This is a genomic window from Mariniradius saccharolyticus AK6 (assembly GCF_000330725.2).
Classification (GTDB): domain Bacteria; phylum Bacteroidota; class Bacteroidia; order Cytophagales; family Cyclobacteriaceae; genus Mariniradius; species Mariniradius saccharolyticus.
In genome coordinates, this window is sequence record NZ_AMZY02000023.1 from 25,974 (window position 1) to 40,642 (window position 14,669).

Genomic DNA, 14,669 nt, shown 5'->3' on the forward strand with positions numbered 1-14,669 from the left:
AGACGGGATTATTTCTTGGCGTAGCGCTTGTTGAATTTCTCCACGCGACCTGCTGTATCCAACAACATCTTCTTGCCAGTGTAGAATGGGTGTGAGTTGGAAGAAACTTCCACTTTGTAAACCGGATAGGTTTTGCCGTCTTCCCAAACGATGGTCTCGGTTGTCTCTACAGTTGACTTGGTCAAGAACTTGAACTCGCTTGAAGTATCGTAGAAAACCACGTCGCGGTAGTTTGGATGAATGTCTTTTTTCATGGTATTGCTATTTATTTTCGATCCGATTTTTCAAATGAGGCACAAAGTTATCCTTTTCGCAAAAACCATCCAAATCTTATTTTGGATTAATTTGAGAATACTTAGCCCGCAACGAAAGTCGAGAGGTAAAAGAAGCGGGAAAACTGGTTTCTCGCAAAGACTGCAAAGGGGAAGAGAACGCTAAAAAAGTCGCAGTGGGCAGGGAATGCTATTCGTGCAGTCGCGGCCATTTTATCTCGCAAAGTCAGGGAAGGTGCAGAGAACGCCAAAAAAGTAGCAGTGGGCAGTCTCAGTAGGCAGAGGTTCATTTGTGAATTTGGAGGATTGCACCAGAAAAAGTAGCCACGAATTCACGAATACGAAAATGGAATGGAATACTGCAAACTGTGACTGCATTCTGAAGACTCATTTTCTCCGATCCAACGGAATACCGAAGGAAACAAAATTGGCAACCGCGACCGGGGACTGCTGCATGGGGACTGAAGGCGTCACCGCATCGCCAAAATTGTAGCGGTACAAAGCAGAACGCGTGAGGTTCCTTGCGCTGCGGCGTACTTGGCCGGAGATTATTCCCAAACCAAGATTCGTGAAAACCAGGGGTATCAGGATATCATTGGGGGTGGAAGATTGGAGTTGTGGCGAAATGAAATAGGCAACAAAAACCAAATCCAAAGCCAGGGAACCGATATCCAAAGCAAAGCTCAAATTTTGTTTGCGTAGTGCCTTGAGGTAATCCGCATACATGTCGGGCCTGTTTTCCATCAAGCTCCTGATTTGCGCCTTGTTCAACAGGTTGGGGCCATCGTAGATGTCGATTTTTTCACCGAGTAGATTGTCGCGTACGTCCATCGTCAGGTAATGCCCCTGCAATTGGTCACGGGAGATGATATAATTGTATTTGTCGATTGTTCCAGCGATACGGCGTTTGGCATTTGCCTCCATGGAAGCCCCTATACTCCCTACAATCCCTCCTCCAAAACTCACCCAAAAAAAGGTACTGAAGTTGTTGGGTTGTAGCTGGTTTGTAAATAAGTATACCAATGAACCGGTCGTGACTGCCAATCCTACGTACCGCAGCGCCGCCCCGCCCACTCTTTTCGAATTGTCAGCAGCAAAATCCTGTGCGTCCCCGGGCTGGATTTCCAAATAGGCCCGCACTTCACCGGCATTTGCCTTCACTCCATTGACGTAATATACGGGTTGGTTGAAGAGATTTTCCCGAAAAGTGATGATGGGGTAGTCGGCGTATTTGTTTTCGGAGAAATACTCGGCATTTCTATCCTGTGCGAGCAACGAACTGTTTGGAAGGAAAAAAGCCGTTGAAGCGAAGATGGCCAAACACACCCAGGCCATTGACGGCGTTCTTTCCAAATATTTCAAAAATCCCATCTCTGTAAATTTCAATTATTGCCAAGACGGACTAAAGTACAAAGGGGTTTCCTGAAAAACGATGTAGAAGGAAAATATTTTCCCTATTCCTACTTAAGGGTACGCAGGTAATCAATTCGCGCATTCGTGGCTATTGGATTTCTCGCAAAGACAGCGAAGGTGCAGAGAACGCTAAATAAGTAGCAGTGGGCAGTCGCGGTAGGCAGGGAATCCCATTCGCTCATTCGTGGCTATTGGATTTCTCGCAAAGACAGCGAAGGTGCAGAGAACGCTATATAAGTAGCAGTGGGCAGGGAATCCCATTCGTGAATTGGTGGCTATCGGATTTCTCGCAAAGACAGCGAAGGCAAGTGCCCTACTGTTCTCTTTTTTTCTTTGCGTCTCTGCGTCTTTTTGTGTGCCCCATTTCAAGTATGCCAAGACTGCGAAGGCGCGAGGAACGCAAATGCGCATTTGTCAAAACTCACGGCATTATTCCTTGGCGTCTTTGCGTCTCTGCGAGAAATAAACCTGTGCCCTTTGCACCTCTGTTTGCTTTGCGAGCCTCAAGGCTGTGGTTTCGTCCAGTTTTTTTAGATTTACGCTTCGATCATCCTTGTCCATGCGAAAAAGCTTCCTTCTCTTTGCCATTTTTTCCCTTTGCGCGCTCTCGGAATCCCTTGCCCAAGGCGCCTATATTCCCTATAACAGGGACTACTACCACCTGCTCGAACGCTACGAAATCCTCAGCGGCAAAAACAACCCTCACTTCCACACCGGCTTCAAACCCTACCGAAGGGATGAAGTAGGGGCGTTTTTGGACACGCTGCTTAAAGGTGATACCGACCTCAGTGAAGCGGACGTTTTCAACCTTCGCTACCTGACGCAGGACAACTGGGAGTTTATGTCGGGCGAAATGCCCAAATCCCGCAAACCGCTATTCAAGGCCCTCTACAAAAACCCCGCAGACTTTGCCTACTACCGCGATTCGGTCCTGGATATACGTATCAACCCAGTCCTATACCTCTCCGCCGGCTTCGAACCCGATCAAGACAAGATGCGGGTCCAAAACTCCCGGGGCGCGGAAATTCGTGGCAGCATCGACCGCAAGGTGGCATTCTATTCCTACTTCACGACTTCGCAGGCGATCTTCCCCTCTTGGGTCAAGGACTACATAGAGCATAGCGGAGCCGTCCCGGGCGAAGGATTCTGGAAACGCTACGAGGAGGAAGGCTACGGCTACTTCTCCGCCAGGGGGCATATCAGCTTCAACTTTACCCGTCATATCCAGGCCCAACTTGGCCACGACCGTAACTTTGTCGGTGAAGGCTACCGCTCGATGATCTTGTCGGATTTTTCCAATCCCTACATGTTTTTCAAGCTCAACACCAAAATCTGGCGCTTCCAACTCACCAACCTATGGGCGCAGCAGACCGCGGATATCATCTTCGACGGTCAAGGTCGCCCCACGGACGCTCGCTACCCACAAAAGTGGTTTTCGCTCTACCGCCTTGGCACCAACATCGCCAAAAACTTCAACCTGGGCCTCTTTCAGTCCGTGATGAAAAACGAGTTTGACTGGAACTACCTCAACCCCATCATCTTCTACCGCTGGGTGGAGCACCAACTCGGCACCCCGGACAAGGTCATGATCGGCACCGACGTCAAGTGGAACCTTGTGCCCGGCATGCAGTTCTACGGGCAGTTTGCCTTGGATGAGTTTGTCTTTGATGAGTTCTTTGGCATCAGTGGCAAAAACTCCATCCGCAACAAGCACAGCATCCAGGCAGGGCTCAAGTTCATCGAGCTCTTTAAAGTCTCCAACCTCGACCTCCAACTCGAGTACAACCAATCCCGACCCTATACCTACCAGGAAAAATTCCCCTACCAGTCCTACTCCAATTACCGTACGCCGCTGACCCATCCCCTCGGGGCCAATTTCCGCGAGGCAATCGCCCTGATACGGTACCAGCCGGAGTTCCTTCCCCGTCTGTACGCGACCTTTACCGGGCTGTACCAGTTCTATGGGGACGACCCCTCTCCCGAGGTGAACTTCGGCAAGGATGTCCTGAAAAACCGCACCAATCCCGGGACAGGCATTGGCCTCTACAACAATGTCATCGGCCAGGGTATCCAAAACGACGGGATACAGGCCAACCTGAACCTGAGCTACATGATCAAGCAGAATATCTTCCTCGACTTCAGCCATACCTACCGCAGCCGGACGACCGAAGGCATCAGCACGCCCCAAAGCACCGGCTTTACGCAGTTTTCCCTCAGGGTTAATGCGATTAGGAGGGATTTTAATTTTTAGGGAAGGGAGATCGGATATAGGTTACTGAGTTATTGGGTTATTGGAAAACCAGCAGTATAGCCTTACTGCATCCATTCATGCTAGGGCATCGAGCACCTGACCCTCTTCCCCAAAAAATCCCTAACTTGCAGCCCGAACATCTTGCTGTCCATGAATACCTACCTCCGGATATTGTCGTATGCCAGGCCCTACCGCCGGTATTTTCCGGTCTATGTCCTTTACACGATCTTGGCCATCGTCTTTGGCTTGCTGAATTTTACGCTGCTCAAGCCGCTTTTTGACGTGATCTTCGAGCAGGTCGGACCCGGCGAGATGGACAAATACCTGACCAAGCCTGCGTTCTCCTTTTCCCTGGCGTATTTCATGCACATGTTCAACCATTACTTTTTGCAAATTGCCGAGATCTATGGGAAGTTTGGCACCTTGGTCTATGTCTGCATCATCATCGTCATATCGGTCTTTCTTTCCAACCTCTTTACTTACCTCTCGGGTGTCGTATTGGCCAAGGTCCGTGCAGAAGTCATCAAAAAGATGCGTCTGGATATTTTCCAAAAAACCACCCAAATGCACATCGGATTTTTCTCCAATGAGCGGAAGGGAGACCTGATGTCCAAGATGACCAACGATATCCAAGAGGTGGAAAACAGCATCGTGCAGTCGCTTCGGGTGGTTTTCAAGGAACCCGCCACGATCATCCTGTACTTTGCGGTCCTGTTTTTCATGTCGGTCAAGCTTACACTCTTTACCATCCTCATCATCCCGATCTCGGGCGCGATTATCGGTGGGATTACCCGCAGGCTCCGCAAAACAGCCATCGAAAGCCAGGAATCCCTTGGCCGTATCGTCAATATCCTCGATGAGACCATCGGCGGTATGCGGGTAATCAAGGCATTTGGCGCGCAATCATATGTAACCGGGAAGTTTGACGAGGAGACGGACAACTACTCCAATGTAAACATTTCCATGGCCCGCAAAAACGAGCTGGCTTCACCGATTTCACAGTTTTTGGGGGTATTTGTGGTAGCAGGTATCCTGCTTTACGGGGGTAGCCTGGTCCTGGGAAATGCCTCCGACCTGAGCGCCTCGGATTTCATCACTTACATCATCATCTTTACCCAAGTCCTCAATCCAGCCAAGGAAATCTCCCGGGCCGCGAGTAGCATCCAGCGCGGTCTAGCATCGGCGGAGCGGATTTTCGCAGTGGTGGATACCCCTAGCGATATCCAAAATCGCCCCAACGCGAAACCAGTATCGGCATTTTCTCAATCAATCACCTTCCAAAACGTCTCCTTCAAGTACGAAAAGGAAACCGTTCTTTCGGAGGTCAACTTCACCCTGGAAAAAGGAAAAACCATCGCGCTCGTCGGGCCATCGGGTGGCGGCAAGTCCACCATCGCGGACTTGGTGCCTCGTTTTTACGATCCCAGTGAAGGCCGGGTATTGCTGGACGGCACAGACCTGCGGGATTTGGATCTGGCGCAACTCAGAGGGCTCATGGGCATCGTGACCCAGGAATCCATCCTCTTCAACGATACGGTTTTCAATAACATCGCCTTTGGGCTGGAAGGCATATCCGAAGAAAAAGTCATGGAGGCAGCCAAAATCGCCAATGCCCACGAGTTTATCGTCCAACTTGAAAACGGCTACCATTCCAATATTGGCGAGCGGGGTTCCAAGCTCTCCGGCGGACAAAGGCAACGCCTTAGCATCGCGCGTGCCGTGCTGAAAAACCCGCCGATTCTGATCTTGGATGAAGCTACATCCGCCCTGGATTCCGAATCCGAGCGCCTGGTACAGGACGCCTTGACCAAGCTGATGACCAATAGGACGACTTTGGTCATAGCCCACCGCCTGAGCACGATTCAGCACGCCGACGAAATCCTCGTGATCAAGAAGGGTGAAATCGTGCAGCGCGGCACACACAGCCAACTCATCGCAGAAGAGGGCTTGTACAAGAAACTTTCCAGCATCCAGGCAGTTTAACTATATTGGCACCATTTCTAAAACGCCCTACCTATGAAACAAATCAATCGTATCTCGCATCTATTGGTCGCATTATTTTTTGGTGTTTCACTCGTGTTTTTCCTCGCTTTTGATTCCCTAAAGGGGATTTTCAGGGTCGAAGAATTGAACACTTACCTTGTCACCAATTTTCTATGGATCGGCCTGTTCCTGTTTCTTATTTCCTGGGGCACCGATAAAATCGTCCGAAACAACCTCGAGAGTGAGATTTCCAAGAAAGAAACAGAGAAAAATGAGTTGAAGGCCAAACTTTACGACTTTGAGCAAGGGGTCAAGCTGCGCAACATCGAGCAGAAGTTGGACAAGCTTACAGAAGAAAAAGAGGCAAAGGGAATCCGTCCGAGACAAAATTTCACATAACTAAAGCATCTTATACAAAATTGGCTAAATTAGGGAATCAATTAGGTTCCCTTTTTTTATCCTCAAAAAACCCTGCAAAATGGTTTCAAAAGCCTTTGGAAGTGCCGTCTCCGGAGTCGATGCCAAGCTCATCACGATTGAAGTGAATGTGGGCCAAGGCACCAGTTTTTTCATGGTTGGCCTGCCGGATAGTGCGGTGAAGGAAAGTCAGCAGCGGGTGGAATCCGCTCTCAAGCACTTTGGCTACCGCATGCCGAGACAAAAGGTCGTCGTCAACCTCGCCCCCGCCGATATCCGCAAGGAAGGTTCTGCCTATGACCTTCCGATCGCTTTGGGAATCCTCAAAGCCTCAGAACAAGTCGGCTTCCCCGAACTCGAGCAATACATCATTATGGGCGAGTTGTCCTTGGACGGTTTTCTCAGGCCGATCAAAGGCGCGCTTCCCATCGCCATTGAAGCCCGGAAAAAGGGATTCAAAGGATTCATACTTCCGTTGGAGAATGCCTCCGAAGCGTCCATCGTCAACAAGCTCGACGTCATTGGGGTCAATACCCTGGATGAGGCGATTCAATTTTTGGAAGGCCAACTCGAGATCACTCCCCTTGTCACCGACACCCGGGATATCTTTTACAATTCCTTGGAGCATGCTGAGTTTGACTTTGCCGATGTGCAAGGACAGGAAAACATCAAGCGGGCGATGGAAATCGCGGCAGCGGGTGGGCACAATGTCATCATGATAGGTCCTCCCGGCGCGGGCAAGACCATGCTGGCCAAAAGACTTCCCTCTATCCTGCCGCCACTCAGCCTACAGGAAGCATTGGAAACGACCAAGATCCATTCCGTCGCCGGAAAATTGGGAAAACACGCCGCGCTGATTGCGCAGCGGCCCTTTCGGTCCCCGCACCATACCATTTCGGATGTAGCCTTGGTCGGAGGAGGCGGCAATCCACAGCCGGGAGAGATCTCACTTTCGCACAACGGTGTGCTCTTTTTGGATGAGTTGCCTGAGTTCAAGCGTACCGTGCTCGAGGTGATGCGGCAGCCCCTCGAGGAACGAAAGGTCACGATCTCCCGGGCAAAAGTCTCCGTGGACTATCCGGCTAATTTTATGCTCATCGCGAGCATGAACCCCTGTCCCTGCGGCTACTACAACCATCCCGAAAAAGAATGTGTCTGCGGCCCGGGCGTGGTGCAACGGTATTTGAACAAAATCAGCGGTCCGTTGTTGGACAGGATAGACTTGCATGTCGAAGTGACTCCTGTGAAGTTTGAGGAAATGACCTCGACACGCAAAACAGAGTCGAGCAAGTCTATCCGAGAAAGGGTAATCGCGGGGCGGGAGGTGCAGATGCGGAGATTTGCAGACAACCCAGAAGTCCATTGCAATGCGATGATGCCTTCACACCTCGTAAAGGAAGTTTGCCAAATCAACGAGGCTGGAAAGGCGCTGCTGAAAACCGCCATGGAGCGATTGGGACTTTCCGCACGGGCCTATGATCGAATACTAAAAGTATCTAGAACAATCGCCGACCTCGGGCAAAGTGAACAGATCAAAGTAGAACATTTGGCGGAAGCGATACAATACAGAAGTTTGGATCGTGAAGGATGGGCTGGATGATTAGGATTTTGAAAAAAATCAATAAACAAGGAAATAATCTAGAAAAAATTATATAATCCAGAAAATCCTGAGTAATTTTCATGCAATCCGAAATAGTTGCCTCGGTCACCCTTTTTAAACTTACCCTATACCCCAAAAAAAAGGCTGTTTCTGACAGCCTTTATTTCTGTAAAGCCTCGGCCAAATCTTCCAGCAAATCATCCAAATGCTCCAAGCCGACAGATACACGGATCAAATTCTGCGGTGTTTTGGTATTCGGCCCCTCTACTGCAGCCCTCCGCTCGACCAAACTCTCGACCCCGCCAAGGCTCGTTGCATTCGTGAAATAGTGCAATTTGGAAATTACCGCATCCGCGTCTGCTGCATCACCTTTGACCAGAAATGACAGCATTCCCCCAAATCCGCTCATCTGCGAAGCCGCGATGGCGTGATTGGGATGACTTTTCAAACCTGGATAAAATACGCGTTCAACGCTGGCATGTTGGGAGAGAAACTCTGAAATGATGCCCGCATTCTCCGCGTGGCCTTTCATCCGGTAAGCCAACGTCTTGATGCTCCTGACCAATAAATAAGTGTCAAAAGGCGAAGGGACTGCTCCTCCTACGTGTTGGACGAAGCGAATCCTTTCCCAAAAGGCATTTTTTGATCGGGTCATCAACGCACCACCGAGGATATCACTGTGCCCGCCAAGGTACTTGGTACTGCTATGCATGACAATGTCTGCGCCAAGCAAAATTGGATTTTGGAAAACCGGTGAAGCAAATGTATTGTCGCAAGCAAGCCAAGCGCCTTTTTCTTTTGCCAGCTTCGCAACTGCCCGGATGTCAGAGATTTTCAAAAGGGGATTGGAAGGGGTTTCCACCCAAACCAACCTTGTGTTGGATTTGAATGCATCGCCCACAGCCTGTAAATCCGACATGTCTACAAAATCCACTTCCAAGATGCCACGCAGCATTTCCTCGAGCTGCTTCCGGATACCATGGTACATATCATCAGGCGCAATGATATGCGAACCCGGTTCCAAAGCCTGAAACACCGCCAAGGCGGCAGCATTCCCCGATGAAAAGGCAGCAGCGTCTTCCGCATGTTCGAGTTTTGCCAATAGAGTTTCCAATGCCGTACGATTGGGATTGGAGGCGCGGGTGTACATGTGCGCTCCGTTTCCATGCTCAAAGGTCGTCGCGGTGGTGATAGGCTGCACGGCAGGTCTGTTGGTATCTGTAATGATATTGCCGGCGTGGATGGAGAGGGTTTCTAGGCGCATCGTAACTTCATTTTCCCAAACTTAACACTTACAAAAACAAAAAGCGGGAATTTTGCCACGAAGACACCAATACTTGTGTACCTAAGAAGAGCTAATCCACTTGCCAATCGATTTTTAAATTTGGGAAATTCAGAGCCTAGAGTCACATAATCATCTAAAAGGCTAGGGCCCAATTTCAGTTAGGAAAGCACCTAGAGGAATTACAAAAGGCTATCCTACCACTTACACCTTAATCGGGATGTTACCGCTTTGAATGCCAAATCCATTATCAGTCGAAAGAGTACCTTTTTCCGAATTTGCCAACCAACCAGCGGATCACTACACCGATTAAGACCACAGCAACTCCAATAAATAACTCCAACTGGATTACTGCTAACGTACCTCTGTCCGGGTTCTGCCAACTTCCACCGTTATCCGCCCAATTCCTAAAATGTAAAAAAATCGAAAGCCCAATTCCAATCACCATTAAAAATCCAATTATGATTTGGTCCCTAAATGAGGTGTCTTTTATATATCTATTGCCAATGATCACTAGATAAATTGGCAAAACAATCATGTTAAAGAGGCTTTCAAAAATTGTCGCTTTCGTACTTAAAGTTATATCCATTGTTTTCCAAAAATTTCCAATTACCAAGTGGAAAACAACCACTGGAATTATGATCCACAAGACCAATGCTACCCAGTCCTCACTCTTAATTCTTGTATTCATAAAAGACCATGGAAAAGCTGCAATCAATAATTTTATCGAATCCTATCCACCGACCGTACGAGCAACTCGTCCTTGCGGATAAAACGGTTGGCCAAGAGGTTGCAGATCATGCCGCCGAAGATCGCCCAAAAGCCCGTGACAAAGGCACCGCTGACGTTTGGGTTGAACTCTGCATTAGCAGTATGGCTGATATAGATGATGACGCCTATATTGACCACCATCAGCAGGGAATTGATCATGTTCAAAAACATCTGCTTGGTCCGGTTGCGGTACTGCAGCAGGGAGAAAATCGCCAAGCCAGCGGTCAATATCGCCAATATGCCCGCAACTGGCCTTGACGCGGAAATCAATACGTCATTAGTGGCTGTATCGACAGTCTCAAGCTGCCATGCCGTGAGCGTCATCATCTCTGTCTGTCCGGGATTGACCTGATGCCAGATAGGAAAAACTACTACCAATATCATGGCCGCAGCCACCAGAAACAAGAACACGGTTTGGATACGTTGGATCATTTTTCGAAAATTTTGACAAAGAAACAGGGATAATTCCTCAATCGCAAGGAAAGTGTCCAAGGCCCGAGTTTTTCGATGCCGAGTTCTATCTTTGCAGACTGGAATGGAAAAACGTCGCTATTTTCTCGAATTGGCCTACAGGGGCGGCAACTACCACGGATGGCAAATCCAGGGAAATGCGCATACCGTGCAGGCGGAATTAGAAAAAGCAATACATACCGTCCTCGGACAGCCCGTGGGCATCATGGGCAGCGGACGTACCGACACGGGCGTGCACGCTTCCTTTCAGGTCGCCCATATGGATTGGGAAGGGGAATTGGACGGGGCGCATCTTGTCCGCAGCCTGAACGGCATCCTGCCCAAAGACATTTCGATCTTTCGGATGAGGGAAGTCAAAGCAGATGCACATGCGCGTTTCGATGCCAAATGGCGGAGCTATACATACAAGATTACCTTGCAGAAAAACCCATTTTTGGAGGGCTTGGCCTGGCAGATATTCCACGCCCCCGATATCCAAAAGATGAACGAAGCTGCGACGTTGCTTTTGGAATGGGAGGATTTCCAGTGCTTCAGCAAGGTGCATACCGACGTCAACCACTTCAATTGCAAAATAAAAGTAGCAACTTGGGAACAAATCGGACCGGAATTGTTCTTTCAGATAACCGCCAACCGTTTTCTGCGTGGAATGGTGAGGGCGATTGTTGGCACATTGTTGGCAGTAGGTCATGGGAAGATCGATAGGACGGATTTCCAAAAAATATTGGAAAGCCGGGAGCGAAGCCAAGCCAAATCCGCGGCGCCCGCCCATGGACTTTATCTTTGCAATGTCGTATACCCCGAGGATATTTACCTGTAATTTGTTTTTGAATTGAGCCTGGAAAAAGAAAATACCAAAAGCGGTGATATCATAGACACCGAGGTGCTGAAGAAACTGTACCGCTTTGTGAAGCCTTACCAAGGGAGGTTTTACTTTTTGGTGTTTTTGACGATTGCATTGGCATTGCTGGCCCCTACGCGGCCCTATTTTATCCAAGTGGCCATCGACAATTATGTGGCTGTTGGCGACACCCCGGGGCTTGTCCGAATAATTTACCTGCTGGTATTCCTGCTGGTACTCCAATCGGTTGTGCAGTTTGCGCATACGTATCTTTCGGGCTGGATTGGGCAGGTTATCATCAAGGACATCCGGATCAAATTGTACCGCCATCTGTTGCGGATGCGGCTGAAGTTTTTTGACAATACGCCTATCGGACGCTTGGTCACCAGAAACGTGTCCGATATCGAAACCCTGGCCAATGTGTTCAGTGAAGGATTGGCGGCGATTATTGGCGACCTCTTGCAGTTGGCGACGATCTTGGCGGTGATGTTTTGGGTAGATTGGAGACTGACCTTGGTGAGCTTGTGCACCTTGCCGTTGCTGCTGATTTCGACCTATATTTTCAAGGAAAAAATCAAAGTCGCCTTCAACGACGTGCGCAATGCAGTCGCCAACCTCAATTCTTTCCTCCAGGAACATATCACGGGTATGAATATCGTGCAGATTTTCAACCGGGAGCAACGGGAGTACGAAAAGTTCCAGGAAATCAACCGGGAACACCGCAAAGCCCACATCAACTCGGTCATGTATTACTCGATTTACTTCCCGGTAGCCGAGATCATTCAAGCTATCGGTACAGGTTTGGTGGTATGGTATGGTGCCACGCGGGTCTTTGATATGGACATGCAGGTGGGCGTTTTGATTTCGTTTATCATGTACCTTCAGTTATTTTTCAGGCCGATCCGGATGATTGCCGACCGCTACAATACCCTGCAAATGGGTGTCGTGAGTTCCTCCCGTATTTTCAAATTACTGGAAAGTGACGACCAAATCCCCAACGAGGGCAAATGGAAGCCCGATAGCATTACAGGCCACATCCAGTTTAATGGGGTTTGGTTTGCCTACAACGACGAGGATTGGGTACTCAAAAACATCAGCTTCGAGGTGAAACCGGGCGAGACCATCGCCTTGGTCGGTGCCACGGGGGCGGGTAAGTCCTCGATCATCAACCTGATCAACAGGTTTTATGAAATCAACAAAGGCACCATCACGGTCGATGGCAAGGATATCCGGGAATTTGAATTGGGCGCACTCAGGAAGCATATAGGTGTAGTCTTGCAGGATGTGTTCCTGTTTTCAGATACCATTTACCACAATATCACCCTCGGCAATCCCGACATCAGCCGCGATCAGGTGATGAAGGCAGCCAAATTGGTCGGCGCCAAGAAGTTTATCGAAAAGCTCCCCGGTGGGCTTGACTACAACGTGATGGAACGCGGAGCCACACTTTCGGTCGGTCAGCGGCAATTGATTTCCTTTGTGCGGGCGATTGTATACGACCCCGAAATCATCATCCTTGACGAAGCTACTTCCTCGGTGGATACGGAAACAGAGGAAATGATCCAAAAGGCGATCAAGAAGATGATGAAAGGGCGTACCTCGATTGTGATTGCGCACCGCCTTTCTACCATTCAAAGTGCCGACAACATCATCGTCATGGACCATGGGGAGATAAAGGAAAGCGGCACCCATGACAGCCTCCTCGAACTCAATGGTTACTATTCCCGCCTCCATCAGATGCAGCTCAAGTCGATGGTGATTGGGTGAGAAGTCTTCAGTTGGCAGAAGCAGTTTGCAGTGGGCAGCGTTCGATATTCGGATAGTTATTGGTTATTAAGTTATTTGTGGATTGTTGGTGCCGGAATGGCTTCATGCGATATTCATTATTCGGCGTTCGACATTCGAGATTTTTCAGTCCATAGTCGATAGTCCAAAGCCGCAGCAATCGAGATTTTTGAAGTTATTGGTTATTGAGTTATTGGTTGATTCGAGGTGCCGGGATGGCTCCTTTCGATATTCATCACTCGGCGTTAGACATTCGAGATTTTTGCAGTTATTGGTGAATTGGTGTTCGCCGCCTCTTGTTTTTTATCTCTGATCTCTCGTATCCCCCACTTGCGTCTTTCATCTTGAGTCTTGTGTCTTAAGTCTTGTGTCTCCCACATCACATCTCCCCTCTCAAGCCTTGCTTCCTGCCTCTTCCTTCTTACTTTTGCGGCGATAAAAACTAAACCAAACCGACGTGAAAAGACTGTTTCTATTGGCAATTTGCCTGATGCCGATGAGCCTTATGGCCCAGGAGCCGGGTATTGGCCTTCGGATGGGCGAGCCTTTTTCCATAACGTACAAGACATTCCTGGACGATCATATCTCGATTGAGGGGATGTTTGGCAGTGCGGGTCCCAACTCGGCCTCGTATTATCGAAATACCTTCGAAAACAACCGTCCCGGCCCCAACACGTTTTACATCGGCCACAGCACTTCGAACCGCTGGTCGATGAACTTCCGAATGGCCTACCATGAGGACATCACCGATATGATCGGCATCGGATCGGGCTACTTGCTGGCCTATGCCGGGGCTGGCGCACAGCTGAGGTCCGTGATGGTTGACTATGTTTATTCCCAAGGCACCAACCCCAACGTCACTTTTGCAGAGCAACGCAGGAATATGGATTTTGGGCCGGAGGGTTTTGTGGGTTCAGAATACTACATAGAGGAGATTCCACTGAGTGTGTTTGTAGAGGTTGGTTTGTTCATGGAATTGGTCGAAAGGTTTGGACACTTCCGACTGCAAGGTGCGATTGGGGCGCGGTATCTGTTTTAGTATGAAAAAGAAAGTAATCTTGATCGGTCTTCCGATCCTTGTAGCGGCCTTGGCTTTTACATTTTACCGAATGGGCGGCTTCCGGGAAATCGAACTCGAAGTGGTGGAAAATCCCCAAATCGAGCTATCGGGGCTGCGCTTCGTAGGTATTCCCCAGGACAGGCAGCTTCGGCAGTCTTTTGAGCAGATGGAACAAGTCCTACAGCAGCATCCGGAGGCAAGGCTTCACACAATCTACTTCCGGGAACCTGCGGGGAAACTGGATACCATGGAGGTATTTGTAGGAATCGAGAAAAAATGGTTGACGGCAGCCCAGCCGGGGTTTGAAAACCTGAATCTTTCAGCCCCTCAAGCCGCCGTGGCACATATCCACCGCCACCGTTTTGTAATGCCCAATCCCGAGACGGTAAAGGCATCGCTCCGGGATTTTGCCAAGGCCAACAAGCTGCCCGAACCGACGCTTTTTATCGATCAGATTGTCAATCCGGAGGAGGTGCGGGTGATTGGCATAAGTCCCATTCAGCAGTAATTGGCATTTGTTTTGGGT

At 49.3% G+C, this 14,669-nt stretch carries 13 protein-coding genes; 8 read left to right on the top strand and 5 right to left on the bottom strand.

The window, feature by feature from the left end; all coding sequences use genetic code 11:
• Window positions 1-8: 8 nt before the first annotated feature.
• Together C943_RS19960 and C943_RS19970 are read right to left on the bottom strand one after the other, a co-directional pair.
• Entirely contained in the window at window positions 9-254 is a 246-nt protein-coding gene (locus tag C943_RS19960; RefSeq protein WP_008631562.1) for a type B 50S ribosomal protein L31, read from the bottom strand.
• A gap of 405 nt (window positions 255-659) precedes the next feature.
• Window positions 660-1,643, bottom strand: a complete 984-nt coding sequence (locus C943_RS19970) for a hypothetical protein (RefSeq protein ID WP_051069645.1) — start codon at window positions 1,641-1,643, stop codon at window positions 660-662.
• Window positions 1,644-2,244: 601 nt separating this feature from the next.
• On the opposite strand from C943_RS19970, the gene C943_RS19980 reads away from it, so the two are divergent.
• The 4 genes from C943_RS19980 (at window position 2,245) to C943_RS19995 (ending at window position 7,936) form a co-directional block, all read left to right on the top strand.
• Complete coding sequence (locus tag C943_RS19980; protein WP_008631566.1) at window positions 2,245-3,936, top strand: hypothetical protein; 1,692 nt, start codon at window positions 2,245-2,247, stop codon at window positions 3,934-3,936.
• A gap of 150 nt (window positions 3,937-4,086) precedes the next feature.
• Window positions 4,087-5,919 carry an ABC transporter ATP-binding protein gene (locus tag C943_RS19985; protein ID WP_008631567.1) on the top strand — a complete coding sequence of 611 codons (1,833 nt, stop codon included), beginning with the start codon at window positions 4,087-4,089 and terminating at the stop codon, window positions 5,917-5,919.
• 33 nt (window positions 5,920-5,952) lie between these two features.
• Window positions 5,953-6,318 carry a hypothetical protein gene (locus C943_RS19990; protein ID WP_008631568.1) on the top strand — a complete coding sequence of 122 codons (366 nt, stop codon included), beginning with the start codon at window positions 5,953-5,955 and terminating at the stop codon, window positions 6,316-6,318.
• A 79-nt stretch (window positions 6,319-6,397) separates the two neighbouring features.
• Window positions 6,398-7,936: a YifB family Mg chelatase-like AAA ATPase gene (locus tag C943_RS19995; protein ID WP_008631569.1), complete on the top strand. Its 1,539-nt coding sequence runs from the start codon at window positions 6,398-6,400 to the stop codon at window positions 7,934-7,936.
• A gap of 160 nt (window positions 7,937-8,096) precedes the next feature.
• Here C943_RS19995 and C943_RS20000 read toward each other — a convergent pair whose 3' ends face one another.
• The 3 genes from C943_RS20000 to C943_RS20010 form a co-directional block, all read right to left on the bottom strand.
• Complete coding sequence (locus C943_RS20000) at window positions 8,097-9,200, bottom strand: trans-sulfuration enzyme family protein (RefSeq protein WP_008631570.1); 1,104 nt, start codon at window positions 9,198-9,200, stop codon at window positions 8,097-8,099.
• A 268-nt stretch (window positions 9,201-9,468) separates the two neighbouring features.
• Window positions 9,469-9,909: a hypothetical protein gene (locus C943_RS20005; RefSeq protein WP_040481535.1), complete on the bottom strand. Its 441-nt coding sequence runs from the start codon at window positions 9,907-9,909 to the stop codon at window positions 9,469-9,471.
• Between the two features lie 32 nt (window positions 9,910-9,941).
• Window positions 9,942-10,421, bottom strand: a complete 480-nt coding sequence (locus C943_RS20010) for a DUF4293 domain-containing protein (RefSeq protein ID WP_008631572.1) — start codon at window positions 10,419-10,421, stop codon at window positions 9,942-9,944.
• A gap of 103 nt (window positions 10,422-10,524) precedes the next feature.
• Between C943_RS20010 and truA the strand changes: the two genes are divergently transcribed.
• The 4 genes from truA to C943_RS20030 all read left to right on the top strand — a co-directional run bounded on the left by truA (window position 10,525) and on the right by C943_RS20030 (window position 14,651).
• Window positions 10,525-11,277 carry a tRNA pseudouridine(38-40) synthase TruA gene (truA, locus tag C943_RS20015; protein WP_008631573.1) on the top strand — a complete coding sequence of 251 codons (753 nt, stop codon included), beginning with the start codon at window positions 10,525-10,527 and terminating at the stop codon, window positions 11,275-11,277.
• Between the two features lie 12 nt (window positions 11,278-11,289).
• Complete coding sequence (locus C943_RS20020; protein ID WP_008631578.1) at window positions 11,290-13,065, top strand: ABC transporter ATP-binding protein; 1,776 nt, start codon at window positions 11,290-11,292, stop codon at window positions 13,063-13,065.
• A 475-nt stretch (window positions 13,066-13,540) separates the two neighbouring features.
• Window positions 13,541-14,122, top strand: coding sequence for a hypothetical protein (locus tag C943_RS20025; protein WP_008631579.1), 582 nt, complete (start codon window positions 13,541-13,543; stop codon window positions 14,120-14,122).
• 1 nt (window position 14,123) lies between these two features.
• Entirely contained in the window at window positions 14,124-14,651 is a 528-nt protein-coding gene (locus C943_RS20030) for a hypothetical protein (protein ID WP_008631580.1), read from the top strand.
• The last annotated feature ends 18 nt before the right edge of the window (window positions 14,652-14,669 follow it).